The 26,715-nt window shown below is 43.3% G+C and carries 27 protein-coding genes and 1 other annotated feature; all 27 genes read left to right on the top strand.

The genetic code is table 11. The features are described 5' to 3' along the window. The first annotated feature begins 79 nt into the window (after positions 1 to 79). The 27 genes from BN1691_RS04925 (at position 80) to rplC (ending at position 26,711) form a co-directional block, all read left to right on the top strand. On the top strand, positions 80 to 1,150 hold the full coding sequence (locus tag BN1691_RS04925; protein WP_048601089.1) for a PIN/TRAM domain-containing protein: 1,071 nt from the start codon (positions 80 to 82) through the stop codon (positions 1,148 to 1,150). 41 nt (positions 1,151 to 1,191) lie between these two features. After that, positions 1,192 to 1,893 carry a 2-C-methyl-D-erythritol 4-phosphate cytidylyltransferase gene (gene ispD, locus BN1691_RS04920; RefSeq protein WP_048601088.1) on the top strand — a complete coding sequence of 234 codons (702 nt, stop codon included), beginning with the start codon at positions 1,192 to 1,194 and terminating at the stop codon, positions 1,891 to 1,893. Continuing rightward, positions 1,894 to 2,373, top strand: a complete 480-nt coding sequence (ispF, locus tag BN1691_RS04915; RefSeq protein ID WP_048601087.1) for a 2-C-methyl-D-erythritol 2,4-cyclodiphosphate synthase — start codon at positions 1,894 to 1,896, stop codon at positions 2,371 to 2,373. 94 nt (positions 2,374 to 2,467) lie between these two features. Beyond that, positions 2,468 to 3,943 carry a glutamate--tRNA ligase gene (gene gltX / locus BN1691_RS04910; protein ID WP_048601086.1) on the top strand — a complete coding sequence of 492 codons (1,476 nt, stop codon included), beginning with the start codon at positions 2,468 to 2,470 and terminating at the stop codon, positions 3,941 to 3,943. 333 nt (positions 3,944 to 4,276) lie between these two features. Continuing rightward, positions 4,277 to 4,954 carry a serine O-acetyltransferase gene (cysE, locus tag BN1691_RS04905; protein WP_048601085.1) on the top strand — a complete coding sequence of 226 codons (678 nt, stop codon included), beginning with the start codon at positions 4,277 to 4,279 and terminating at the stop codon, positions 4,952 to 4,954. Continuing rightward, positions 4,935 to 6,329 carry a cysteine--tRNA ligase gene (cysS, locus tag BN1691_RS04900; protein WP_048601084.1) on the top strand — a complete coding sequence of 465 codons (1,395 nt, stop codon included), beginning with the start codon at positions 4,935 to 4,937 and terminating at the stop codon, positions 6,327 to 6,329. Before cysE ends, cysS begins: the two co-directional genes overlap by 20 nt. Positions 6,330 to 6,331: 2 nt before the next feature. Continuing rightward, the gene (locus tag BN1691_RS04895; RefSeq protein WP_076850104.1) at positions 6,332 to 6,748 is read left to right on the top strand and encodes a Mini-ribonuclease 3; all 417 of its coding nucleotides are present in this window, start codon (positions 6,332 to 6,334) and stop codon (positions 6,746 to 6,748) included. 16 nt (positions 6,749 to 6,764) lie between these two features. Next, entirely contained in the window at positions 6,765 to 7,514 is a 750-nt protein-coding gene (rlmB, locus tag BN1691_RS04890) for a 23S rRNA (guanosine(2251)-2'-O)-methyltransferase RlmB (RefSeq protein WP_048601083.1), read from the top strand. An 18-nt stretch (positions 7,515 to 7,532) separates the two neighbouring features. Continuing rightward, complete coding sequence (locus BN1691_RS04885) at positions 7,533 to 8,039, top strand: NYN domain-containing protein (RefSeq protein ID WP_048601082.1); 507 nt, start codon at positions 7,533 to 7,535, stop codon at positions 8,037 to 8,039. 98 nt (positions 8,040 to 8,137) lie between these two features. Next, entirely contained in the window at positions 8,138 to 8,785 is a 648-nt protein-coding gene (gene sigH, locus BN1691_RS04880) for an RNA polymerase sporulation sigma factor SigH (RefSeq protein WP_261795544.1), read from the top strand. Between the two features lie 192 nt (positions 8,786 to 8,977). After that, positions 8,978 to 9,127, top strand: coding sequence for a 50S ribosomal protein L33 (rpmG, locus tag BN1691_RS14075; protein WP_076850103.1), 150 nt, complete (start codon positions 8,978 to 8,980; stop codon positions 9,125 to 9,127). Positions 9,128 to 9,202: 75 nt separating this feature from the next. Next, positions 9,203 to 9,415, top strand: coding sequence for a preprotein translocase subunit SecE (secE, locus tag BN1691_RS04875; protein WP_082147001.1), 213 nt, complete (start codon positions 9,203 to 9,205; stop codon positions 9,413 to 9,415). A gap of 64 nt (positions 9,416 to 9,479) precedes the next feature. After that, on the top strand, positions 9,480 to 10,013 hold the full coding sequence (nusG, locus tag BN1691_RS04870) for a transcription termination/antitermination protein NusG (protein WP_048601079.1): 534 nt from the start codon (positions 9,480 to 9,482) through the stop codon (positions 10,011 to 10,013). A gap of 143 nt (positions 10,014 to 10,156) precedes the next feature. Then, the gene (gene rplK / locus BN1691_RS04865) at positions 10,157 to 10,582 is read left to right on the top strand and encodes a 50S ribosomal protein L11 (RefSeq protein WP_048601078.1); all 426 of its coding nucleotides are present in this window, start codon (positions 10,157 to 10,159) and stop codon (positions 10,580 to 10,582) included. Between the two features lie 95 nt (positions 10,583 to 10,677). Next, a complete protein-coding gene (gene rplA, locus BN1691_RS04860; RefSeq protein WP_048601077.1) occupies positions 10,678 to 11,370 on the top strand; it encodes a 50S ribosomal protein L1 in 693 nt (230 codons plus the stop codon). A gap of 54 nt (positions 11,371 to 11,424) precedes the next feature. Beyond that, positions 11,425 to 11,566 (top strand) — a sequence feature (ribosomal protein L10 leader region). 22 nt (positions 11,567 to 11,588) lie between these two features. Beyond that, positions 11,589 to 12,089 (top strand): 50S ribosomal protein L10, encoded by a 501-nt coding sequence (gene rplJ, locus BN1691_RS04855; RefSeq protein WP_048601076.1) that lies wholly within the window; start codon positions 11,589 to 11,591, stop codon positions 12,087 to 12,089. A gap of 32 nt (positions 12,090 to 12,121) precedes the next feature. After that, on the top strand, positions 12,122 to 12,487 hold the full coding sequence (gene rplL / locus BN1691_RS04850; RefSeq protein WP_048601075.1) for a 50S ribosomal protein L7/L12: 366 nt from the start codon (positions 12,122 to 12,124) through the stop codon (positions 12,485 to 12,487). Between the two features lie 70 nt (positions 12,488 to 12,557). Next, the gene (locus tag BN1691_RS04845) at positions 12,558 to 13,154 is read left to right on the top strand and encodes a class I SAM-dependent methyltransferase (RefSeq protein WP_048601074.1); all 597 of its coding nucleotides are present in this window, start codon (positions 12,558 to 12,560) and stop codon (positions 13,152 to 13,154) included. Positions 13,155 to 13,371: 217 nt separating this feature from the next. Next, positions 13,372 to 16,905: a DNA-directed RNA polymerase subunit beta gene (gene rpoB, locus BN1691_RS04840; protein ID WP_048601073.1), complete on the top strand. Its 3,534-nt coding sequence runs from the start codon at positions 13,372 to 13,374 to the stop codon at positions 16,903 to 16,905. Positions 16,906 to 16,938: 33 nt separating this feature from the next. After that, positions 16,939 to 20,556, top strand: a complete 3,618-nt coding sequence (gene rpoC / locus BN1691_RS04835; RefSeq protein ID WP_048601072.1) for a DNA-directed RNA polymerase subunit beta' — start codon at positions 16,939 to 16,941, stop codon at positions 20,554 to 20,556. Positions 20,557 to 20,645: 89 nt separating this feature from the next. Beyond that, positions 20,646 to 20,894, top strand: coding sequence for a 50S ribosomal protein L7ae-like protein (locus BN1691_RS04830; protein WP_048601071.1), 249 nt, complete (start codon positions 20,646 to 20,648; stop codon positions 20,892 to 20,894). Positions 20,895 to 21,010: 116 nt separating this feature from the next. Further along, complete coding sequence (rpsL, locus tag BN1691_RS04825) at positions 21,011 to 21,430, top strand: 30S ribosomal protein S12 (RefSeq protein WP_048601070.1); 420 nt, start codon at positions 21,011 to 21,013, stop codon at positions 21,428 to 21,430. 53 nt (positions 21,431 to 21,483) lie between these two features. Then, positions 21,484 to 21,954, top strand: coding sequence for a 30S ribosomal protein S7 (rpsG, locus tag BN1691_RS04820; protein WP_048601069.1), 471 nt, complete (start codon positions 21,484 to 21,486; stop codon positions 21,952 to 21,954). Positions 21,955 to 22,022: 68 nt separating this feature from the next. Continuing rightward, positions 22,023 to 24,101, top strand: a complete 2,079-nt coding sequence (gene fusA / locus BN1691_RS04815; RefSeq protein ID WP_048601068.1) for an elongation factor G — start codon at positions 22,023 to 22,025, stop codon at positions 24,099 to 24,101. Positions 24,102 to 24,226: 125 nt separating this feature from the next. Further along, positions 24,227 to 25,414 (top strand): elongation factor Tu, encoded by a 1,188-nt coding sequence (gene tuf / locus BN1691_RS04810; protein WP_048601067.1) that lies wholly within the window; start codon positions 24,227 to 24,229, stop codon positions 25,412 to 25,414. 301 nt (positions 25,415 to 25,715) lie between these two features. Continuing rightward, on the top strand, positions 25,716 to 26,024 hold the full coding sequence (gene rpsJ / locus BN1691_RS04805; protein WP_048601066.1) for a 30S ribosomal protein S10: 309 nt from the start codon (positions 25,716 to 25,718) through the stop codon (positions 26,022 to 26,024). A gap of 57 nt (positions 26,025 to 26,081) precedes the next feature. Further along, positions 26,082 to 26,711, top strand: a complete 630-nt coding sequence (gene rplC / locus BN1691_RS04800; protein WP_048601065.1) for a 50S ribosomal protein L3 — start codon at positions 26,082 to 26,084, stop codon at positions 26,709 to 26,711. The last annotated feature ends 4 nt before the right edge of the window (positions 26,712 to 26,715 follow it).

Here is a 26,715-nt window from a genome sequence, read left to right as displayed (position 1 = left end):
CGTTTTTTTTTCACAAAAATACAAATAGTAGGTTTAGCATTTAGCCAATTGTTAATACTGAGAAAAGGAGGTGACCATGATGCTAAAAGGAGTCATTCAACTCTTCTTTATCATTCTTGGAGGGATCATTGGGTATCAGTTTGGTTCAAGCTTATTTGCAATGTTTGATTTTTGGAATCTTGGTTGGCTACAGGAGTACGCCAATTATGTAGGCGCAGGAAGTGGGGCGCTCATCTTTCTTGTCATCGGACTTATTCTTACAAATTATATCCTTCAATTTATTCAATGGGTGGAAGAACGAATTGTCAAATTGCCCTTAACTGACCTTGTCTTCGGGATGGTAGGCTTAATCATGGGCTTGGTTATCACTATGCTACTACCACTCGACAAAATCCCTTTAGTGGGCAACTATTTCGATATTCTCTTTGCCATTGTCTTGGGTTATTTAGGATTTCAGGTGGGATTTCGTAAGAAAGAAGAGATTATCTCGCTGTTCTCCCTTGGAAAAAAATCCAAACATGAAAAGAATGTGCAGCAAGACTATCACCATAAAATCTTGGACACAAGTGTGATCATTGATGGGCGTATCGCTGATATCTGCCAAACTGGATTTTTAGAAGGTGTCCTTGTTATTCCTCATTTTGTCCTAGAGGAGTTGCAGCATATCGCTGATTCGTCTGATGTACTAAAACGGAATCGAGGCAGACGTGGTCTTGATATCTTAAATAAAATCCAAAAGGAACTGCCCATTGAGGTTATTATCTATGAAGGCGACTTTGAAGAAATCGCTGAAGTCGATAGTAAACTTGTGAAGCTAGCGAAGGTATTGGGTGGAAAAGTGGTTACAAACGACTTTAACCTGAATAAGGTCTGTGAATTACAAGGTGTTCCTGTCCTCAATATCAATGATCTTGCCAATGCAGTTAAACCTGTGGTATTACCAGGGGAAGAACTGAATGTTCAAGTGATTAAGGATGGGAAAGAGGATGGACAGGGCGTTGCCTATTTGGATGATGGAACCATGATTGTAGTTGAAGATGGCCGTAATAATATTGGCAAACATATCGATGTCATTGTCACTAGTGTTTTGCAAACGTCTGCAGGTCGGATGATTTTTGCAAAACCTAAGGCATACGAAAAAGCATTATAAAAAGAAAAGCAATTGCAATAGTGTTGATGGGAGAGAGGCTTGTGCAGATTGGCGTCATTGTGGTTGCAGCTGGGAGAGGTAGACGTATGGGAGCAGACCGTAACAAGGTTCTGCTTCCTTTGCGTCATAAGCCAATATTGATGTATACTTTAGAACGATTGCTTAAGACACCCAATCTTTTGGAAGTGGTAGTAGTCTATCATCCTGACGATCAAACTGAGATAGAGACGATTATTCGAGATATGGGGAGCAACATCCCTATACAGCTTGTTTCTGGTGGCGAAGAACGACAAGATAGCGTATATCAAGGGCTAAAAAAACTAAGCGCACAGTGTGATGTGGTCTTTATTCATGATGGTGCCAGACCCTTTGTTTCTGTCGAGACTTTACAACGTTTAAGTATGCGTATGGAAGAGATCCAAGGTGCTGTATTAGGCGTTCCTGTAAAGGACACGATTAAGGAAGTTAATAAGGCGGGAGTGATTACGGGGACATTGCCTCGTTCTAGCCTATATGCAATCCAAACCCCTCAAGCGTTTCGACGGGATCTTTTACTGGAAGCATATGAGAAAGCGATGGAAAGGGGCTTCTATGCAACGGATGATGCAGCCTTGGTAGAACAGTTAGGCGTTCCTGTTGAGATTGTGATGGGGGAGTATACCAATATTAAGGTGACCACACCGGATGATCTATGGTATGCAGATCGATTAATCCAACAAATGCAGATGAGAGAGGGGAACTAGATGAGAATTGGACAAGGATTTGATGTACATCAATTAGTGGATGAACGGCCATGTATTATTGGGGGAATCGAAGTTCCTTATGAAAAAGGCTTATTAGGTCATTCTGATGCTGATGTTCTTCTCCATGCTATCACCGATGCGATTCTAGGGGCACTTGGAAAAGGGGATATCGGTTCACATTTTCCTGATACGGATCCTCAGTATCTCAATGTGGATAGCAAGTTTCTATTGAAGCAAGTCTGGGAGATGGCTAAGGATCAAGGGTATCTGTTAGGGAATCTCGATGCTACCATCATTGCCCAGCGACCCAAAATGGCACCATATATTCCTGCTATGCGGACGCAGATTGCTCAGTTGCTTCAGTCTGATGAGGAAAACATCAATGTAAAGGCGACGACAACAGAAAAATTAGGTTTTACAGGGCGTGGCGAGGGAATTGCTTCGATGGCCGTGGTGTTGTTAACAGCAAGAACCGAGTAAATTGTGGAAAGAAGCACGCCAAACAGCTCAGTTTGTGCTAGAATTAAAAAATATATGGGAGAATACTTGATGTAAGAAAGAAGGAGTGGCATCCATGTCTAAAATAAGAGTGCGTTATGCACCTAGTCCTACAGGTCACTTACATATTGGTGGCGCTAGAACAGCATTATTCAATTATCTATTTGCTCGCCACCATGGTGGGGAGTTTATTATTCGGATTGAAGATACCGATATGAAACGGAATGTTGAAGGTGGTGATATGAACCAGCTTCAATACTTGAAGTGGCTAGGCTTGGACTGGGATGAAAGCGTTGATATTGGTGGAGAATACGGTCCTTATCGTTGCTCAGAGCGATTACCAATTTATCAAGAATATGTACAGAGATTAATTGAATCAGGTCATGCTTACTATTGCTATTGCAATGAAGAGGAATTAGAGGAAGAACGGGAACAACAACGGGCCAAAGGTGAAATGCCACGTTATTCAGGCAGATGTTCTCACCTTACGGATGAAGAGCGAAAACAATTTGAAGCAGAAGGACGTAAGCCTTCTGTTCGCTTCCGTGTACCTGCAGGTGTTCAACTAGAATTTGATGATTTGATCCGTGGCCATGTGAAGTTTGATTCTGATGGTATTGGTGACTTCGTCATTTTGAAGAAAGATGGCATGCCTACCTACAACTTCAATGTGGTTGTTGATGATGCCTTGATGAAAATCACCCATGTATTTCGGGGTGAAGAGCACTTATCCAATACACCGAAGCAATTACTAATTTATGATGCATTAGGATTTCCACGTCCTCAGTTTGGACATGTTTCCCTCATCCTAAATGAACAACGGAAAAAGTTAAGCAAACGGGACGAATCCATCATTCAATTTATTGAACAGTACAAGGAGATGGGGTATCTTCCTGAGGCAATCCTAAACTTTATCGCTCTCTTAGGCTGGTCACCAGAAGGTGAAGAGGAGATCTTCAGTTTAGATGAGCTGGTGCAACTTTTCGATGTAACAAGGCTATCTAATCATCCTGCTATCTTTGATAAAACAAAAATGCAGTGGATGAATAATGTATATATGAAGAAGGCAGAACTTGATCAAGTAGTGGAGATTTCACTACCACATCTCATTCAAGCTGAGCGACTACCAGAAAAGATGACAGCAGAACAGCAGGAATGGGCTCATCAACTAATTGATCTTTACCAAGAACAGATGAGTTATGGCGCTGAGATTGTGGAGTTATCTGAGCTCTTCTTTACAGATGCCATCGAGTATGGAGAGGAAGCGAAGGAGATTCTGAAGGAAGAACAGGTTCCAGAGGTGCTCGCTAAATTTGCAGAGAAATTAAAAGAGCTTGAAGCCTATGAGCCTGCAAACATTAAGCAAGCGATTAAGGCAGTACAAAAAGAGACGGGTTATAAGGGTAAAAAATTGTTCATGCCGATTCGTGTGGCTTGTACTGGCTTTACTCACGGTCCAGACCTTGATGCCTCACTTTATTTGCTTGGAAAAGAAAAAGTGCTTGCTCGTCTGCAACAATTATTGAATAATTATAAGGAAGTACTTGCATAATGGAAAATAGAATCAACATAAAGACGATGATCAGGAGAGATTCATCATACCTGGACGTAACAGAGAAGATGGTCAAAGGCTGAAAGCCATCTCGTCTAGTAGTGAATTATGCACCTGAGAGTTGCTGCTTCCAAAGGTATTGCCCAGTAGAAGCAGACGTATTCCCTGCGTGAAAGGGCTTGAGATGAGGAGTTAGATTATGTTTTTGGATGATATAATCTAGCCTCTCAAACAGAGTGGAACCACGATGACATCGTCTCTGAGTAGACGATGTCTTTTTGTTTGGAGAAAATGAAGGCTAACATCAGGTGTAAGTAAAAAAGGGGGATGAGCATGAGGTTTTGGCAAACATTACGTAATGATGTTCAAACGGTCCTAGATCAAGATCCGGCCGCTCGGAACAAGTTTGAGGTAGTTTTAACCTATTCTGGACTTCATGCGATTTGGGGATATCGATTATCCCATACATTATGGAAGTGGAAGCTTTTCTTACTTGCACGGATCGTCTCACAACTGGTTCGGTTTTTAACAGGAATTGAGATTCATCCTGCAGCCAAGATTGGCCAGCGCTTATTTATTGACCATGGGATGGGTGTCGTAATCGGCGAAACATGCGAGATTGGCGATGACTGCGTTCTCTACCAAGGAGTCACCTTAGGGGGGACGGGGAAGGAAAAGGGCAAACGTCATCCAACCATTGGGAATCGGGTGATTGTTGCTACAGGAGCGAAAGTCCTGGGCTCTATGAAAATCGGTGACGATGTGAAAATTGGAGCAGGAGCCGTTGTCTTAAAAGAGGTGCCACCCAATTGTACCGTCGTAGGAATACCAGGTCGTATTGTGGTGCAGGATGGTGTACGTGTACGCGCCTTTGACCATCAAAATATGCCTGATCCTGTAGCAGAAATTTGTGACAGCTTGCATAATAAGATCAGGGCATTAGAACGTGAAGTAGAAGAGTTGAAATCAAGTTTGAGGAAGGAGCGAGAAGATGACAATCAAAATTTATAATACCATGACTCGAACCAAAGAAGAGTTTGTCCCTGTCCAAGCCGGTAAAGTAAGCATCTATGTCTGTGGACCAACTGTATATAATTATATTCATATTGGTAATGCTCGGCCTGCTGTGTTCTTCGATGTTGTAAGGCGTTATTTTAAGCATCGAGGCTATGAAGTGACCTATGTTCAAAACTTTACCGATGTAGATGATAAATTGATTCGCCGTGCTGAAGAAGAAGGAGCAACAGTACCTGAATTGAGTAAGAAGTATATTTCCGCATTTTTGGAGGATGCAAAGCAATTAAATATACTGGCTGCCGATTACTATCCTCAGGTTACAGAGCATGTGGAAGAGATCATTCAGTTCATTAATAGCCTGATTGAAAAGGGTTATGCTTATGCGATGGATGGCGATGTCTATTTCCGGACAGAGCATTTTGCTGAATACGGGAAGCTCTCGCACCAACCACTTCAAGAGTTAAAGGCAGGGGCACGTGTAGAACTGAACGAAAGTAAGGAGAATCCGCTGGATTTTGCACTATGGAAGAAAGCGAAGACCGGGGAGATCGCTTGGCAAAGCCCGTGGGGGATGGGGCGTCCTGGCTGGCATATTGAATGCTCAACGCTGGCCAAACGCTATTTAGGAGAGACCATTGATATTCATGGTGGTGGAACAGACTTAACCTTTCCACACCATGAGAATGAAATTGCCCAAAGTGAATCCCTTACAGGAAAACCAATGGCCAAATATTGGATGCATAATGGTATGCTAAATATGGGTACAGAAAAAATGTCTAAGTCCTTAAATAACTCCATCAATGTGCACCAACTATTGGAGAGCTATCCTGGCAAGGTATTGCGTTTCTTTCTCTTATCCGCACACTACCGTACTCCCTTGACATTTAGCGGGGAATTATTAGAACAGCAAGCGCGTTCATTGGAACGTATTGAAATGTCTGTGAGCAGGGTGAAGGAACGCTTGGCTGGAGCTACTTCTGGAAATAGTACGGAGATGGAGATGAAGATTGAGGAATGGAGCAAGCGTTTCTATGAGAAGATGGATGATGATTTCAACACAGCTGACGCCATTTCTGTGATCTTTGATGCGGTGAAAGATGTGAACAACTACTTAGATCAAGAAGTGGTATTTCAGGGAACACTAGAAGCGATTCTTGCACAGTTCTCGCAATGGGGCAATATATTAGGTTTTCACTTCGAGACAGATGAACTCTTGTTAGAGGAAGAGGTTGAGGCCTTAATTCGCGAGCGGAATGAAGCCCGCAAGGCTCGTGACTTTGCAAAAGCGGATGACATTCGTGATCGTCTAGCACAGATGAATATTATCCTCGAAGATACTCCACAAGGTGTGAGGTGGCGAAGGAAATAGAGATGAATAAGCAAATGGAGCAAGTCGAACATCCAGAATTAATGAACGCATTAGTATTGGCCTACATGGGTGATGCAATCTATGAGGTGTATGTCCGTCAACATCTGATCTGCCTTGGACAGTGTAAGCCTCAGCTCTTACATCAGCATGCGACGCATTATGTTTCAGCGAAGGCACAAGCGGCGATTCTTCATCAATTAATGCCTAGTCTATCCGATGAAGAGATCCAGATTGTGAAGCGTGGACGCAATGCGAAGTCAGGCACTGTTCCTAAGAATACACCTGTAACCGTTTATCGGCATAGTACTGCCTTTGAGGCGCTCATTGGGTATCTTTACTTAACAGAGAATAGTGAACGACTACAGCAGATTATTGATCAAGCGTTATATATCGTTGAGCATGGGGTTGAAGAATCATAAAGTTGGAGGAATTCGAATGAAGAACGAGACTATTGTCGGAAAAAATCCTGTTATCGAAGCGCTTCGGGCAGGACGCCCCATTGATAAAATCTGGTTAGCAGAGGGCTTACGTTCTAGCCAACTAGGTCCCATTCTTCAGCTAGCGAAAGAACAAGGCGTTGTGGTGCAGTATGTTCCACGTAAACGACTTCATGAGTGGGCTCCAGATGAGGTTCATCAAGGTGTTGTGGCAACGGTAGCAGCATATGAATATGCAGAATTGGATGTCATACTAGCCAATGCAAAAGCCAAGACGGGGCTGCCATTCTTGATCATGCTCGATGGTCTAGAAGATCCTCACAATTTAGGCTCCATCCTACGAACAGCTGATGCAGTTGGAGCGGATGGGATTATTATTCCGAAGCGCCGTTCAGTAGGCCTTACATCGGTAGTGGCAAAAGCTTCTGCAGGTGCCATTGAATATGTCCCTGTGATTCGCGTTGCTAATCTTGTTCAAACAATCAAAAGCATGAAGGATGCAGGGTACTGGGTTGTTGGCACAGATGCAGAAGGTAGCTCAGACTACCGAACGCTCAAGTATGACTTTCCAACACTCTTGATTATTGGTAGTGAAGGCAAAGGGATCAGTCGTCTCGTACGAGAAGAGTGTGATTATCTTGTTCATCTCCCCATGGAAGGTCGCGTTACTTCATTGAATGCCTCTGTAGCTGCATCATTGCTCATGTATGAAGTATATCGGCAGCGTAATCCCCTGTCGTTAAATTAGTGGATACTGGTGAGAAAGATGGACCAAATTTTGTTGGTAGATGGATATAATATCATCGGTGCATGGCCAGAGCTGATTCAATTAAAAGAGAAGAATCTTGATGATGCCCGAGATCGGCTGCTAGAGATTCTATCAGAATACCAAGCTTACACAGGGGCCAAGGTGATCGTCGCCTTTGATGCTCACCAGGTCTCGGGGCTTGGTAGCAAGGAACGCTATGCATCGCTCACTGTTGCCTACACACGGGAGAATGAGACAGCAGATGAGTGTATTGAGCGACTGGCAGGTCAACTGAAAACAAAACGAAACCAAGTGGTGGTAGCCACGTCTGATTATACAGAGCAGCGTGTAATTTTTGCTCAGGGGGCACTTCGTAAGTCAGCACGGGAATTGCTTCTTGAATGGCAAGAATTGAAGCGCCAGATTAAGGGCCAGGTTCAACAAGAATCAACAAAAAAGCCTAGCAACTCTATTCCTTTAGATGAAAACCTAAAAAAGCTATTCGAGGAGTGGCGCAGACAGTAAGTGGCATTAATTGACTTTTCTGCATCTCTTCATGTATAATTGTTTTACTATTAGGCAGCGTGCGTCTCGGAGGGATCGGTTTGAGTGCGGAACTGGAATTGAACGTGACAATTTCATCTCCTCCCTCACCTTATGATGAGATGGAGGACGAGGTGTTGGTTGAAGCTGTACGTGCTGGAGATAGCGAGGCCTTGGAGCACATTATTAATAAGTATCGGAATTTTGTTCGTGCGAAGGCGCGCTCCTACTTTTTAATTGGTGCAGATCGGGAAGACATTGTTCAAGAAGGCATGATTGGCTTATATAAGTCAATCCGTGATTTTCGTGGGGACAAGCTCTCTTCTTTTAAAGCATTTGCCGAATTATGTATCACTCGTCAAATAATTACTGCAATTAAGACCGCTACACGTCAAAAACATATCCCTCTCAATTCCTATGTCTCGTTGGACAAGCCCATTTATGATGAAGAGTCCGATCGTACATTGCTCGATGTGATTTGTGGTTCAAAGGTGACCGATCCAGAGGAATTGATCATTAACCAAGAAGAATTCAGTGACATCGAAGAGAAATTAGGAGAATTATTAAGTGAATTGGAACGTCAGGTGCTGATGCTCTATCTCGATGGCAGATCTTATCAAGAGATTGCCGTAGAGCTAAATCGACATGTGAAGTCCATAGATAATGCCCTACAACGAGTAAAACGCAAATTAGAGCGCTATTTAGAAGGAAGAGAAGTAAAATTATAGGAAGCGCTGGAAATGACTTTTTCACACAGCATTTTCTCCAGAAAAACGCTAAAACCCTTGATTGACATGGTCATCTTGATATGATATAGTACTTTAGGTAGCCGTATGGATGTCAATATCCACGAAGTGTAGTCTTATTTTTTTATATACAAGATTTAGCTGACCGCTTGATCATGGGAGGTGTAAAGAAGGATGCGTGTAAACATTACGTTGCAATGCACGGAATGCAAGGAACGCAATTATACTACGACCAAAAATAAACGGAAGCACCCAGATCGTATGGAGTTTAGCAAGTACTGCCCACGCTGCGCACACCATACAGCACACCGTGAAACCAAGTAATTGCTCTTACTTGTGGTCGGGTATTTCTAGTTAGACCTGTTGAATTGAATGGAAAAAGCGATGGAGGTGGCGTCGTTGAGCTTTGTCGCAAAGATTGGTGCTGGATTCCGTAGAACCGGTGCATTTTTTAGTGACAGTGTAAAAGAACTTAAAAAAGTTCGTTGGCCAAATCGTAAAGAAATGACCAGTTACACCATTGTTGTAATTGGGACAGTGGTATTTTTAACTTTATTCTTCTACTTTACCGATTGGGTTTTCTCAAATCTACTCCAATTTATCTTAAAATAGGAAGATTGGAAACGGTAGTGTAGAGCTTTGATTGAGAAGGGAGGATGGACAAGAGTCCTCGCATATGGAAAAACGTTGGTATGTTGTTCATACGTATTCAGGGTATGAAAACAAGGTTAAGACAAACTTAGAAAAACGCGTAGAGTCCATGGAGATGCAGGATAAGATTTTTACTGTCCTTGTCCCGATGGAAGAAGTAGTCGAAACAAAAGATGGTAAGAAGAAAAGTGTACAACGCAAATTCTTCCCTGGTTATGTATTGGTAGAGATGGTAATGACGGATGACTCTTGGTATGTTGTCCGTAATACACCGGGTGTGACCGGTTTCGTTGGTTCGACGGGATCTGGCTCGAAACCCATCCCCCTTCAAGCCGAGGAAGTTAACGCCATCCTCAAGCAAATGGGCGTTGAACAAATGATACCGCCCCTTGACGTAGCAGTAGGCGATCGTGTTAAGGTTAAAGCTGGTCCTTTTGCAGATCTTGTGGGCAATATCGATGAAGTACAAGCTGATAAGCTTAAGGTGAAAGTCATGGTTAATATGTTTGGACGTGAAACTCCGGTGGAATTAGACTTTTCACAAATTGAAAAGATCTGAAAAATGCGTATTGAATCCATCTGTTTTTTGTGATAGATTCAATATGTTTCGACCTATATACAGCTCGAATGGATCGACTGTATGATGCGTGGGAGGACGAAGCGTCCGTCATACCACATCTTTGGAGTAAGGAGGTGTCTTACGTGGCAAAAAAAGTAATCAAGGTCATTAAGCTACAAATTGAAGCTGGTAAAGCTACTCCTGCACCACCAGTTGGTCCTGCCCTTGGTCAAGCGCAGATCAATATCATGGGATTCTGTAAGGAGTTCAATGCTCGTACTGCTGAGGAAGCAGGTATGATCATTCCAGTAGAAATTTCGGTTTTTGAAGACCGTTCATTTACATTTATTACAAAAACGCCACCCGCCGCTGTATTACTAAAGAAAGCAGCTGGCATTCCATCTGGTTCAGGTGAACCAAATAAGAAAAAAGTGGCTACCGTAAAACGGGATAAAGTTCGTGAAATTGCTGAGCTGAAAATGCCTGACCTGAATGCTGCTAGCGTTGAATCTGCGATGCGCATGGTGGAAGGCACTGCACGCAGCATGGGTATTGAAATCGTTGACTAATCAACGAGTTACGGTGATAGGGGTTGCGTGTAGACGCAATCCCTCATTCGTGGGAGGCTACCATACCGTTACTACCACAAAGGAGGAGTTTTTAAATGGCGAAGAAAGGTAAACGCTTAGCAGAAGCTGCGAAACTGTTTGATCGTTCTGCCACCTATACAGTCAACGAAACAGTTCGCATTGTTAAAGAAGCAGCTACTGCAAAGTTTGATGAAACTGTAGAAGCAGCCATCTGTTTAGGAGTGGATCCTAAGAAGGCTGACCAAAATATTCGTGGCGCTGTTGTGCTACCTCATGGTACCGGAAAAAGCAAACGGGTTCTTGTGTTTGCTAAAGGTGAGAAAGCCAAAGAGGCAGAAGCAGCTGGCGCTGACTTTGTTGGCGACGACGATTTAGTTGCAAAAATTCAACAGGGTTGGTTTGATTTTGATGTGGTCGTAGCTACACCTGATATGATGGGTACTGTAGGTAAGATTGGTCGTTTGCTCGGGCCAAAAGGCTTGATGCCAAACCCCAAAACCGGTACAGTAACATTTGAAGTAGAGAAAGCGGTCAATGAAATAAAAGCTGGTAAGATTGAATTCCGTGTGGATAAAGCCGGGATCATTCATGCGCCAATCGGTAAAGCATCTTTCTCCCAAGAACAATTGGAAGAAAACCTGAACACTCTTCTTGAGATCTTAATCAAGATGAAGCCGTCTGCAGCAAAAGGAATTTACATGAAGAACATCACTGTTTCATCTACGATGGGTCCTGGTGTTCATGTAAACACAGCAACAATCCAATAATTACACATTGACATATTGATCACCAATGTGATAATATCTCAAATGTTGTAACGTATAAATTTATCGGTATAACCGTAGACAGTAGGTGCTTAACGCTTAATATCCTACCGAGGTTTTCGTTCGATACAAGCAATTGTTCATGATCGATACCTTGAGAGCCTTATGCATGTCTGCGAAGGCTCTTTTCTATGGAAAAAAATCATATGGGGGGTGTACACATGACCGCTGTATTGGAACAGAAGAAGGAATTAGTAAAGACCATTGCAGATAAGTTAGCTGCATCCAAGAGCACTATTGTCACTGACTATCGTGGTCTTACTGTTTCCGAAATGACCGAACTACGTAAGCAATTACGTGAAGCCGGCGTTGAGTTCAAAGTATACAAGAATACCATGACGCGGCGTGCTGCATCTGAGGTTGAGTTGGAGGAACTGCATCCATACCTCTTAGGGCCAACAGCTATTGCCTTTTGTACAGATGATGTAGTTGCACCAGCAAAAGTACTTGCAGAATTTGCAAAGAAACATGAAGCACTAGAAATTAAAGCAGGTGTCATGGAAGGGCGTTTCGTATCTGTAGATGAGATCAATGCAATTGCAACGCTACCATCTCGCGAAGGCTTACTCTCCATGTTGCTTAGTGTACTTCAAGCACCTATTCGCAACTTTGCTCTTGCTGTTAAAGCTGTGTCAGATCAAAAAGAAGAACAATCTGCTTAATGCATAGTGAATTCGAAAAGGAGGAAAATTAAATGACTAAAGAAGAAATGATTGCTGCGATTAAAGAAATGACCGTTCTTGAATTGAACGATCTAGTAAAAGCGATTGAGGAAGAATTCGGTGTTACTGCTGCTGCTCCTGTAGCTGTAGTAGCTGGCGGTGCTGCTGAAGGTGCTGCTGAAGAGAAAACAGAATTTGATGTTATCCTTAAAGAAGCAGGTGCTTCCAAGATCAACGTTATCAAAGTTGTTCGTGAAATTACAGGCCTCGGCTTGAAAGATGCAAAAGCCCTCGTTGACGGTGCACCAGCACCAATCAAAGAAGGCGCTGCTAAAGCAGAAGCTGAAGAAATGAAAGCTAAATTAGAAGAAGCAGGCGCATCAGTAGAATTGAAGTAGTAGAGCCTCATCTCAGGAACCCGCTGCATTGCCGGCGGGTTTTTCGTTCATATGGAAACGGAGGTTAGGAATGAGTCATTATTTCTCCAAGCAACCGACTAGTCACCATGATCTTCGGGAAATCACATACTGTTTTCAAGATCGAGAGTTTACATTTGTGACCGATTCCAATGTTTTTTCGAAAGAACGAATCGATTTAGGAAGTAGAACACTCTTGGAGGCTTTGATACTCCCTGCAGATGCGAACAAGATTTTGGAACTGGGATGTGGGTACGGTCCCCTAGGAATTATGCTGGCAGCCCAAAACCCAGGACGAGAGGTTTGGATGGTTGATATTAATGAACGTGCGGTTCAACTTGCAAAAATGAATGCGGAACGCAATGGGATTTCTAATGTACACATTCTGCTTTCTGATATCTTTGATGCCATTCCACAGGAACAATTTGACCTTATTTTTACCAACCCACCAATTCGTGCTGGCAAAGAAGTGGTGTACCAGATGTTCACTGAAGCAGCGCAGCATCTTACCTCCCGTGGAGAACTATGGTATGTCATTCAGAAAAAGCAAGGCTCACCTTCAGCTGAACGAAAAGTGGCAGAACTCTTCCCCCATGTGGATGAAGTGACGAAAGAAAAAGGATATCGAGTATACCGAGCCTATTATTGACAGCGAAAGGGCTATATGATATCATTTTAAAATGCCATGAATAGATGCTTTATGTGGAAAAAAGATTTCTTGAATGTCAAGATCATTTTTTCCACTTTTTGCATGAAAAAAATTCCTCATGGATAAAATGGATAGATAGTTTCTATATTTATACAAAAAATGTGGTTTTTAATAACCCGTTTTTAATATTTGTAATATGGCATAAGGGGTGAAGGAGTTGGCAGGTCAAATCATTCAATGCGGACGCCATCGACAACGCAGATCGTATGCAAGAATTCGAGAGGTGTTACCACTACCCAACTTAATTGAAATTCAGTTAAAATCATATGAATGGTTTTTGGAACAAGGATTACGCGAGATGTTTCAAGATATTTCACCCATTCAAGATTTTACAGGAAATTTGGTTCTTGAATTTATTGATTATAGTCTTGGAGAACCAAAATACGATGTGGATGAATGTAAAGAACGTGATGTCACTTACGCCGCCCCTCTACGTGTTAAAGTACGTTTAATCAACAAAGAGACCGGAGAAGTGAAAGAACAAGAAGTTTTCATGGGTGATTTTCCACTGATGACAGAATGGGGTACTTTTATCATCAATGGTGCTGAGCGTGTCATTGTTAGTCAGCTTGTTCGTTCCCCTAGTGTCTATTTTGGCGAAAAAATTGATAAAAGTGGCCGCCCTGCCTTTACAGCCACAGTCATTCCTAACCGCGGTGCCTGGTTAGAACTGGAAACAGATGCGAAAGATATCGTTTATGTAAGAATCGATCGTACTCGTAAGATCCCAGTTACTGTTCTGCTCCGTGCACTTGGATTTAGTAGCGATCAGGAGATCATTGACTTAATTGGCGATGACGAATATCTACGCAATACATTAGAGAAAGACAATACCGACTCAACAGAAAAGGCATTGATCGAGATCTATGAACGGTTGCGACCTGGTGAACCACCAACTGTGGAAAATGCTAAGAGTCTTTTAATCTCGCGCTTTTTTGATCCGAAACGCTATGATTTGGCCAATGTGGGTCGCTATAAGATCAATAAAAAGCTACACATTAAAAATCGGATCTTTAATCAAAAATTAGCAGAAACGCTCGCTGATCCAGAAACAGGGGAGATCCTTGCAGAGGCTGGTCGTATCGTGGATCGTCGTCTCTTGGATAAGCTCATGCCTTATCTAGAAGGTGGTCTAGGTGAGAAAGAGATCCGTTTACGTGATGGAGTCATTCTGAATAGCCAGCTTTATATCCAGTCGATCAAGATCTTTTCACCACATGAAGATGGAATGACACTCAATGTAATCTCAAATGGTGGTATCGATCAATCGATCAAGCATATCACTGTAGAAGATATTGTGGCTTCCATTAACTATTTTATGAATTTGTTACATGGTGTGGGCCATACCGATGATATCGACCATTTGGGGAACCGTCGTTTGCGCTCTGTAGGCGAATTGTTACAAAACCAGTTCCGCATTGGTTTATCCAGAATGGAGCGTGTTGTTCGTGAACGAATGTCCATTCAGGATGCCAATGCCATTACACCACAAGCATTAATCAACATTCGTCCTGTGATCGCATCGATTAAAGAGTTCTTTGGTTCAAGCCAGCTATCACAGTTCATGGATCAGACCAATCCACTAGCAGAGCTAACACATAAACGTCGTCTTAGTGCATTGGGACCTGGTGGTTTGACACGGGAACGCGCAGGCTTTGAAGTGCGTGACGTACACTACTCTCACTATGGTCGTATGTGCCCTATTGAAACTCCTGAAGGACCTAATATCGGTTTGATCAACTCCTTGTCAAGCTTTGCTCGAATCAATGAATATGGATTTATTGAGACACCATATCGTAAAGTAGATGCGGATACAGGGAAGGTTACTTCTGAAATTGTCTATTTGACTGCAGATGAAGAAGATAATTATTTTGTTGCTCAGGCCAATGCTCCGCTTAATGATGATGGATCCTTCCAGGAAGCAGAGATTATCTGCCGCCATCGTGGAGAGAACTTAACAGTAGAGTTAAGTAAGGTTGATTTGATGGACGTATCACCTAAACAGGTTGTTTCAGTGGCTACAGCATTGATTCCATTCTTGGAGAATGACGACGCGAACCGTGCTTTGATGGGATCTAACATGCAGCGGCAGGCTGTTCCTCTTCTAGTACCAAGATCACCACTGGTTGGTACAGGAATGGAATATAAATCTGCTCACGATTCAGGATCCTGTATTGTTTCCAAGCATCATGGGATCGTAGAACGTGTAACAGCGAAGGAAGTTTGGGTTCGTGAATTGAAAGAGATCGATGGTATTGAAGTAAAAGGCGATCTCCATAAATATAAGATGCATAAATTTATCCGTTCCAATCAGGGTACCTGTATCAATCAACGCCCTGCTGTCCGTAAGGGTGAGGTCATTGATGTAGGCGATGTGATTGGTGATGGACCAGCGACAGAAAAGGGAGAATTGGCCCTTGGACAGAACGTTCTCGTTGCCTATATGACCTGGGAAGGCTACAACTATGAGGATGCTATCCTCCTAAGTGAACGCCTAGTTAAGGAAGATATCTATACTTCCATTCATATCGAAGAATATGAATCTGAAGCGCGCGATACGAAATTAGGTCCAGAAGAGATTACTCGCGATATTCCTAATGTTGGGGAAGATGCGATGCGTAATCTTGATGATCGAGGAATCATTCGAATCGGTGCTGAAGTAAAAGATGGCGATATTCTTGTTGGCAAGGTGACACCGAAGGGTGTTACAGAGCTAACAGCAGAAGAACGCCTGCTTCATGCCATCTTTGGTGAAAAGGCCCGTGAAGTACGTGACACATCTCTCCGCGCACCACATGGTGGCTCAGGGATCGTTGTAGATGTAAAAGTATTCCGCCGTGAGAATGGTGATGAGCTACCCCCAGGTGTAAATCAATTGGTACGTGTCTATATCGCACAGAAACGGAAGATCTCACAAGGGGATAAAATGGCTGGACGCCATGGAAACAAAGGGGTTATCTCCCGAGTACTACCTATCGAGGATATGCCCTATCTACCCGATGGAACGCCTGTAGACATTGTCTTGAACCCCCTTGGTGTACCTTCACGGATGAATATTGGGCAAGTATTGGAGACCCACCTTGGTATGGCAGCTCGTATGCTAGGTCTTCACATGGCTACGCCAGTTTTCGATGGAGCTACCGAAATCGATGTGTTTGATACATTAGAAGAAGCTGGACTCAATCGGGATGGAAAGGCCGTCCTACATGATGGTCGTACAGGTGAGCCATTTGATGGTCGTGTTACTGTTGGTGTCAGCTATATGTTAAAACTGCACCATCTTGTCGATGATAAAATTCATGCTCGTTCTACGGGTCCATACTCCCTCGTTACGCAACAGCCATTGGGTGGTAAAGCACAATTTGGTGGACAACGCTTCGGTGAGATGGAGGTTTGGGCACTAGAAGCATATGGTGCTGCATACACATTGCAAGAGATTCTGACAGTAAAATCAGACGATGTGGTTGGCCGGGTTAAAACCTATGAAGCGATCGTAAAAGGTGAGAATGTACCAGAGCCAGGTGTTCCAGAATCATTCAAGGTATTGATTAAGGAATTACAAAGTCTGGGTATGGATGTGAAAATCTTATCCGCCGACGAACAGGAAATTGAAATCAAAGAGTTGGATGATGAAGATGAACCAGCCAGTGATAAACTAAGCCTTCCTAACGATGGCGACGATGTGAAATAACAGGGTGTACCTGGGCAATGAGGAGGATGGCTCGTGTTAGATGTAAACAATTTTAGTTATATGCAAATTGGTCTGGCTTCGCCTGAAAAAATCCGGTCCTGGTCCCATGGTGAAGTAAAAAAACCAGAAACGATCAACTATCGTACGTTAAAACCGGAAAAAGAGGGTCTATTCTGCGAAAAAATATTTGGACCAACAAAGGACTGGGAATGTCATTGCGGTAAATATAAACGTGTTCGTTATAAGGGTGTCGTTTGTGACCGCTGTGGTGTAGAAGTAACTAGATCTAAGGTACGACGGGAACGGATGGGGCATATCGAATTAGCTGCCCCTGTTTCCCACATCTGGTATTTCAAAGGGATTCCTAGCCGTATGGGTCTAACATTGGACATGTCACCACGCAGTTTGGAGGAGGTAATCTATTTTGCTTCCTATGTGGTTATCGATCCTGCCGATACTCCTTTAGAGAAGAAACAATTGCTTTCAGAGAAGGAATATCGTGCTTATCGTGAAAAGTATGGCAATACCTTTAAAGCTGGCATGGGTGCAGAAGCGATCCGTGAATTGTTAAAGGAAATTGATCTCGAAAAAGAAGTGCGTGCGCTCAAGGATGAGATTCAAACGGCACAAGGACAACGTCGAAATCGTGCGGTTAAACGTTTAGAGGTGCTTGAAGCATTCCGTAATTCAGGGAATCGTCCTGATTGGATGGTATTAGATGTCCTACCAGTTATTCCACCAGAATTACGTCCAATGGTGCAATTAGATGGTGGTCGTTTTGCAACATCTGACCTCAATGATCTCTATCGTCGCGTGATCAATCGTAATAACCGTTTAAAACGTCTGCTTGATCTTGGTGCTCCAGATATTATTGTTCAGAATGAAAAACGGATGTTACAGGAAGCTGTCGACGCTCTTATTGATAATGGTCGTCGCGGTCGCCCTGTGACTGGTCCTGGTAATCGTCCACTCAAGTCCCTTAGTCACATGCTGAAGGGAAAGCAAGGACGCTTCCGTCAGAACTTATTGGGTAAACGTGTGGATTACTCAGGACGTTCTGTAATCGTTGTTGGTCCAGAACTAAAAATGTATCAATGTGGTCTTCCTAAGGAGATGGCGCTGGAACTCTTTAAGCCTTTCGTCATGAAAGAGTTAGTAGAGCAAGGCCTAGCTCATAATATTAAGAGTGCAAAGCGGAAGGTTGAACGAATTCAACCTGAAGTATGGGACGTCTTAGAAGAAGTCATTCGTGAACATCCTGTCTTACTGAACCGTGCACCTACTCTACACAGACTAGGTATCCAAGCATTTGAGCCAATCCTTGTAGAAGGAAGGGCAATTAAGCTTCATCCTCTCGTATGTACAGCTTATAACGCCGACTTCGATGGGGACCAAATGGCTGTTCACGTTCCGTTATCTGCAGAAGCACAAGCAGAAGCACGTTTGTTAATGCTAGCAGCACAAAACATCTTGAATCCAAAGGATGGTAAGCCTGTTGTAACACCGTCTCAGGATATGGTTCTAGGGAACTTCTATCTCACCATTGAACGTGCAGGAATTGAAGGTGAGGGGAAAGTATTCCGGGATATGAACGAGGTATTGCATGCTTATCAAGATAAATTGATTCACTTGCATACTCGGATCGCGATCCCTGTGAAAACAATTAATAAGATTACCTTTACGCAAGAGCAGCGTGAGGCGCTTATTATTACAACGCCAGGTAAGTTGATTTTCAACGAGATCTTCCCTGAGAACTTCCCATATATCAACGAACCAGGTAAGAAGAATATTCAAGCTGGTGTAGATGCTCGCTTCTTTATCACAGATAAAGGGATCGATATTCCTGCATATATTAAGTCCTTACCAACAACAGAAGCAATTAAGAAAAAAGACTTAGGAACCTTAATTGCTAGTGTGTTTCAACGCTTTGGAACAACGAAGACAGCTGAGGTTATGGACCGCCTGAAGGGTGTAGGATTCCACTACTCTACGGTAGCTGGTATTACCATTGCTGTTTCTGATATTGTTGATTTAACAGAGAAGAAAGAGATTATTGATCAAGCAGAGCTTGAGGTTGAGGAAGTGACCAAGCAATTTGGTCGCGGCTTGATCACAGAAGATGAACGTTATAATCGTGTTATTGATATCTGGAGTACTGCGAAGGATAAGATTACAGAACGACTCCTGAAATCCTTAGCACCACTAAATCCAATCAATATGATGGCTACCTCTGGGGCCCGTGGTAATGCTTCGAACTTTACACAGTTGGCTGGTATGCGGGGCTTGATGGCGAATCCATCTGGTCGGATTATTGAGTTGCCGATCAAGTCTAACTTCCGTGAAGGATTGACCGTATTAGAGTACTTTATCTCCACCCACGGTGCACGGAAGGGGTTGGCGGATACAGCATTGCGTACTGCGGACTCAGGTTATCTGACACGCCGTCTTGTGGATGTTGCTCAAGATGTAATTGTTCGTGAAGAGGATTGCGGAACGGACCAAGGTGTGCTCGTCCGTACCATTGCCGATAAAAACGAAGAGATCGAAGGTTTATATGATCGAATTGTTGGTCGTGTCGCTTTTAAGACAGTACATCATCCAGAAACCAACGAAGTGCTTGTTCGGAAAAATCAATTCATTGACGAAGCGATTGCAGAGCAGATTATTGATGCAGGTGTTAAAGAGCTTGAACTTCGCTCCGTCTTTACTTGCCGCACGCACCATGGTGTTTGCCGCAAGTGCTATGGACGTAACCTTGCCACAGGGCAGATAGTAGAGATCGGTGAAGCAGTAGGGATTATTGCTGCGCAATCCATTGGAGAGCCTGGAACTCAGCTGACCATGCGTACATTCCATACAGGTGGGGTAGCTGGGGATGACATCACACAAGGTTTACCACGGATCCAAGAAATCTTCGAAGCACGTAATCCAAAAGGTCAAGCTGTTATCTCCGAAATTTACGGTGAAGTAACAGATATACGTGAAGGTCGGGAACGGGAACTTGAGATCAAGAGCGATATTGAAGATCGTGTTTATAAGATCCCATTTGGTTCTCGGATTAAAGTGGCCCTTGGCGATAAGATTGAAGCAGGTCAAGAACTCACAGAAGGATCACTTGATCCAAAAGAGGTACTTAAGATTAGGGGCATCCGTGGCGTAGAGGATTACCTCTTACAAGAGGTACAACGTGTTTACCGTCTACAAGGGGTAGAGATTAATGATAAGCACGTTGAGATCATGGTACGCCAAATGCTTCGTAAAGTACGGATTATTGATGCTGGTAATACTGTCCTCTTGCCTGGATCTACAGTGGAGATTCATGATTATGAAGAAGCTAATCTGAAAGCGATTGAAGCAGGTGGCCAGCCAGCTATTGCCCGTCCGATCTTGCTTGGTATTACGAAGGCTTCCTTGGAAACAGACTCCTTCCTATCTGCTGCTTCCTTCCAGGAAACAACACGGGTACTTACCGATGCAGCGATTAAAGGCAAACGTGATGAACTGCTAGGATTAAAAGAGAATGTTATCATTGGGAAATTGATTCCAGCTGGTACTGGAATGAGCCGTTACCATAACCTGCATGTTAAGCCAGTCGGAATTGAGCTGAGCGATAGTATGACAGATGATATGGTAGCCACAGAAATAAAATAAAAGCGTAAAAAGAGAATTGACAATCACTATACTTGATGCTAATATTTTTAAGTGTGCTTGCATTACCTGACGCTTTGGAGGATAAAAAATTGTCTTATGAAAAAGTGAAGCAGGCAAAAGAGCTCATTATTGGGTTGAAGCAGACCACGAAAGCGATTGAACAGAATGCTGTATCTGAAGTCATTATTGCCAAAGATGCAGATTCGTTAGTTATCGAACGAATCGTTACATTAGCAAGTAGTAAAGGAATCCCCATCGCCTATGTGGATTCTAAGCGAAAGCTAGGTAAGGCATGTGGTATTGATGTTCACGCTGCAACGTGTGGGATAAAGAAATAGGTTGATTAGGAAATGTTTTTGTTGCATCTTGCATACAAAAACATTTCCTTAGGCCTTGTTATGAACCACCTGGATCTGTGGTCTTGAAATGAGTAAAAAGAAAGGGGGTACTTCACATGCCAACAATTAATCAATTAGTTCGCAAAGGGCGCGAAAGTAAGACAACCAAATCGAAATCACCTGCATTGCAATTCACTTACAATAGTTACGCTAAAGAATTAACTAGTGTTAATTCTCCACAAAAACGTGGTGTTTGTACTCGTGTGGGTACATTAACTCCTAAAAAGCCTAACTCTGCCTTACGTAAATATGCACGTGTGCGCTTAACTAATGGAATTGAAGTTACAGCTTATATTCCTGGTATTGGTCACAACCTACAAGAGCATAGCGTGGTATTAATTCGTGGTGGACGGGTTAAGGACTTACCTGGGGTTCGTTACCACATCGTTCGTGGCGCCTTAGATACTGCAGGTGTGAACGATCGTAAACAAGCTCGTTCCAAATATGGTACAAAACGAGCTAAGGCTAAGAAGTAAGAGATATCCTAACGAAATTGATATGAACAGCTTCATGTAAAGGAGGGAAACATATGCCACGTAAAGGTCCAGTAGCTCGCCGAGACGTACTACCAGATCCATTATATAATAGCAAATTGGTTACGAAGCTAATCAACCGACTCATGGTTGATGGTCAAAAAGGGGTTGCCCAAAAGATTCTTTACAATGCTTTTGGAATCATCGAACAACGTACTGGTAAAAACGCCATGGATGTGTTTGAAGAAGCCTTGAAGAATGTAATGCCAGTATTAGAAGTTCGTGCACGCCGTGTAGGTGGTGCTAACTATCAAGTACCGGTTGAAGTACGCCCTGATCGTCGCCAAACTTTAGGTCTTCGTTGGTTAGTAAATTACTCCCGTCTTCGTAATGAGAAGACCATGGAAGAAAAATTAGCTAATGAAATTATCGATGCTGCCAATAATACAGGTGCATCAGTGAAGAAACGCGAAGATGTGCATAAGATGGCGGAAGCAAATAAAGCATTCGCTCATTATCGTTGGTAATCATTGCCTAACATTAGTGCAATAAAACAAGCACATTCTATCCCACAATTTGAAAGGAGAAATACTGAATGGCTAGAGAGTTCTCCTTAAAAGATACGCGCAACATCGGTATCATGGCTCACATCGATGCCGGTAAGACGACGACAACGGAACGGATTCTCTTCTACACTGGGCGAATTCATAAAATCGGTGAAACCCACGAAGGTGCTTCCCAGATGGACTGGATGGAGCAAGAGCAAGAACGTGGGATTACCATTACATCTGCTGCAACAACTGCACAGTGGAAAGGTCACCGCATCAATATTATCGATACGCCTGGACACGTAGATTTCACTGTTGAGGTTGAGCGCTCCTTGCGTGTACTCGATGGAGCTGTCGCTGTACTCGATGCCAAAAGCGGTGTGGAACCACAAACCGAAACGGTTTGGCGCCAAGCCACTACCTACGGTGTTCCCCGAATCGTTTATGTAAACAAAATGGACGCAACTGGTGCAGATTTCTTAGCATCAGTACGGTCACTTCATGACCGCTTGGGAGCTAATGCCCATGCGATTCAGATCCCAATTGGTGCTGAAGACAAATTCGTAGGTATGATCGACCTTGTAAAGATGGAAGCTCACTTCTATCTTGATGATCTAGGTACGAAGGAAGAATCACGGGAGATTCCAGAGGATCTTCTTCCACTCGCTGAAGAATACCGCAACAAACTCGTTGAAGCGGTAGCTGAAGTAGATGAAGAAGTGATGATGAAGTATCTTGAAGGTGAAGAGGTTAGCGTTGAAGAGCTGAAGGCGGCTATTCGCCGTGCGACTGTAGCTGTTCAATTCTATCCAGTGGTTTGTGGCTCATCCTACAAGAATAAGGGAGTTCAATTAATGCTTGACTCAGCCATTGAATATCTCCCATCTCCATTAGATATTCCAGCTATTAAGGGTGTTAATCCCGATACTGGTGAAGGAACCGAAAGAATTGCTAGCGATGATGAACCATTTAGTGCGCTCGCATTCAAAATCATGACCGACCCATATGTAGGAAAACTCACTTTCTTCCGTGTATACTCCGGTAAGGCAGATGCAGGATCCTATGTATTAAACTCTACAAAGGGTAAACGGGAACGTCTCGGTCGTATCCTGCAAATGCACGCAAACCATCGTCAAGAAATCACAACGGTGTACGCTGGCGACCTTGCTGCAGCAGTAGGTTTAAAGGATACAACTACTGGGGATACCCTCTGTGATGATAAAGCACCAGTTATTCTAGAATCCATGGAATTCCCTGAACCTGTTATCTCTGTTGCAATCGAACCCAAAACGAAGGCTGACCAAGAGAAAATGGGTATGGCGCTGGCCAAACTTTCAGAAGAGGATCCAACCTTCCATGCAAGCACCAACGAAGAGACTGGACAGGTTATCATCGCAGGTATGGGTGAGCTTCACCTTGACATCATCGTGGATCGCCTCCGCCGTGAGTTTAAAGTAGAAGCCAATGTAGGTGCACCACAGGTTGCTTACAAAGAAACCTTCCGTGCAACTGGTAAGGCAGAAGGTAAGTTTATTCGCCAATCTGGTGGTCGTGGTCAATACGGTCACGTTTGGGTAGAGTTCTCCCCACTAGAACCAGGCGAAGGCTTCCAATTTGAAAACAAGATCGTCGGTGGTGTTGTACCAAGAGAATACATTCCTGCTGTTCAAGCTGGTATTGAAGAATCAATGCAGAATGGTGTACTCGCTGGTTATCCATTGATCGATATTAAGGCAACCATTTTTGATGGTAGCTACCACGATGTTGACTCCTCGGAAATGGCGTTTAAGATCGCTGGTTCAATGGCTCTGAAAGCAGCAGCAAGCAAATGTCGAGCTGTCTTGCTTGAACCGATGGAGCGCGTAGAAATCGTTGTTCCAGAGGAGTACATGGGCGATATTATGGGTGACGTCAACTCTCGACGCGGTCGGATCGATGGTATGGAAGCGCGTGGTAATGCCCAAGTCATTCGTGCATTTGTGCCACTGGCTGAAATGTTTGGTTATGCAACTACATTGCGTTCCAAGACACAAGGTCGCGGTACCTATACTATGTCATTTGACCACTTTGAAGAAGTACCAAAGAGCATTGCAGAAGAGATTATTAAGAAAAACAAGGGTGAGTAATCTCTCCGAAAAAGAAGTTTCACCTACCATCTTTTAAAATGGCTGAGGAAGAAGTACAATACCAATTGGATGTACTCTTTCTCACCAATCATTATATTAAATGTAAAGTTAAGGAGGAATCGTTCATGGCTAAAGCAAAGTACGAACGTACAAAGCCACACGTTAACATCGGTACAATTGGACACGTTGACCATGGTAAAACAACTTTAACAGCTGCTATCACAACTGTATTATCCAAAAAGGGTGGCGGCCAAGCGATGGCATATGATGCTATTGATAAGGCTCCAGAGGAAAGGGAACGTGGTATCACAATCTCCACTTCTCACGTAGAGTATGAAACTGAAAACCGTCACTATGCACACGTTGACTGCCCAGGACACGCGGACTACGTTAAGAACATGATCACTGGTGCTGCTCAAATGGACGGTGCTATCTTGGTTGTATCCGCAGCTGATGGCCCAATGCCACAAACTCGCGAACACATCCTGCTATCCCGTCAAGTAGGTGTACCTTACATCGTAGTTTTCATGAACAAATGCGATATGGTTGATGATGAAGAGCTACTAGAACTTGTTGAAATGGAAATTCGTGACCTCTTATCAGAATACGAATTCCCTGGCGATGACACTCCAATTATCCGCGGTTCTGCTCTTAAAGCATTGGAAGGCGATGCAGCTTATGAAGACAAGATTATTGAACTCATGGCTGCAGTAGACGCTTACATTCCAGAACCAGTTCGTGATACTGACAAGCCATTCTTAATGCCAGTCGAAGACGTATTCTCCATCACTGGTCGTGGTACTGTTGCAACAGGTCGTGTTGAGCGCGGTATGGTTAAGGTTGGCGACGAAGTCGAAATCGTTGGTATCGCTGAAGAAACACGTAAGGTTGTTGTAACTGGTGTAGAAATGTTCCGTAAGTTACTAGACTTCGCTGAAGCTGGTGACAACATCGGGGTACTTCTTCGTGGTGTTCAGCGCGAAGATATTGAACGTGGTCAAGTATTAGCTAAACCAGGCAGTGTAACTCCACATACACAGTTCTCTGCTGAAGTTTACGTTTTGACTAAAGAAGAAGGTGGCCGTCATACTCCATTCTTCTCTAACTATCGTCCTCAATTCTACTTCCGTACAACAGACGTTACCGGTGTAGTTAACCTACCAGAAGGCGTAGAAATGGTTATGCCTGGCGACAACATCACAATGACTGTTGAATTGATTGCACCAATCGCTATGGAAGAAGGAACACGTTTCGCTATCCGCGAAGGTGGTCGTACAGTAGGCGCTGGTGTAGTTGGTAAGATTGTTAAATAACATCGAATTCCTATTCGATTCAATAAAAAAAGCAGAGGGAACCGTCACGGTTCCCTCTGCTTTTTGCCGATTATGTCTCCTTACCAAAATTCTACTACGAAAACAGCATTTATTTAATAAAAAGAAGAGGAATTTCACTTGCATCTCAGCTGTTTCTTCTATATAATATTGACTGTTGCGGAATTTGGCGATGATGCAAGAGGTTGCTGACACGCCCGGCTCCTTTGCCATGGCGAGTGTGTGAGGAAATTCTTGCGGAGCAAGTCTGTTTCGAAAAATAGGCGAAAAAGGAGGGAATATCATGGCAAAACAAAAAATTCGTATCCGTTTGAAGGCGTATGATCACAGAGTTCTTGATCAATCTGCGCAAAAAATCGTGGAGACAGCCAAACGTTCTGGCGCTGCAGTTAGCGGTCCTATTCCGTTACCAACTGAAAAGAGCGTCTATACGGTACTTCGTGCCGTACACAAGTACAAAGATTCTCGTGAACAATTCGAGATGCGTACTCATAAGCGTTTGGTAGATATCTTAAATCCAACTCCACAAACAGTGGATGCATTGATGCGTTTAGATCTGCCATCTGGTGTCGATATCGAAATCAAACTATAACACTAGGGTTTGCAGATAAATAATTTTACGGAAAAACAAGTATAGGAGGTGGCTTTCATGAAGGGAATCTTAGGGAAGAAAGTGGGCATGACACAAATTTTCGCTGAGAATGGCGATGTCATTCCTGTAACAGTGATTGAAGCAGGCCCATGCGTTGTTCTCCAAAAAAAGACGACCGAAACCGATGGCTATACAGCGGTTCAGCTCGGCTTTGACGATGTGAAGAAGAGTCGCATTATCAAACCAGCTGAAGGTCATGCAAAAAAAGCTGGGGCAACACCTAAGCGCTACATTCGTGAAATCCGGAATGTTAACGTTGAGGAATATGAAGTAGGTCAAGAAGTAAAAGCTGACCTCTTCCAAACTGGTGAAAAAGTAGATATCACCGGAATTAGTAAGGGTAAAGGTTTTGCTGGTTCCATTAAACGGCATAATCATTCCCGCGGGCCAATGGCTCATGGTTCTCGCTATCATCGCGGTCCTGGTTCCTTAGGTGCTGTTGACGCTGCACGTGTCTTCAAAGGACATAAACTACCAGGTCGGATGGGAACAGATTGTGTAACCATTCAAAACTTAGAAGTAGTTCGTATCGATACAGAGCGTAATTTGATCATGGTTAAGGGTTCTGTACCAGGACCAAAAGAAAGCTTTGTAACTATCAAAAATACTATCAAATCCGGAAAGTAAGTTT

Source organism: Rubeoparvulum massiliense (assembly GCF_001049895.1).
Lineage (GTDB): Bacteria > Bacillota > Bacilli > Rubeoparvulales > Rubeoparvulaceae > Rubeoparvulum > Rubeoparvulum massiliense.
This window is presented reverse-complemented; position numbering and strand designations above follow the sequence as displayed.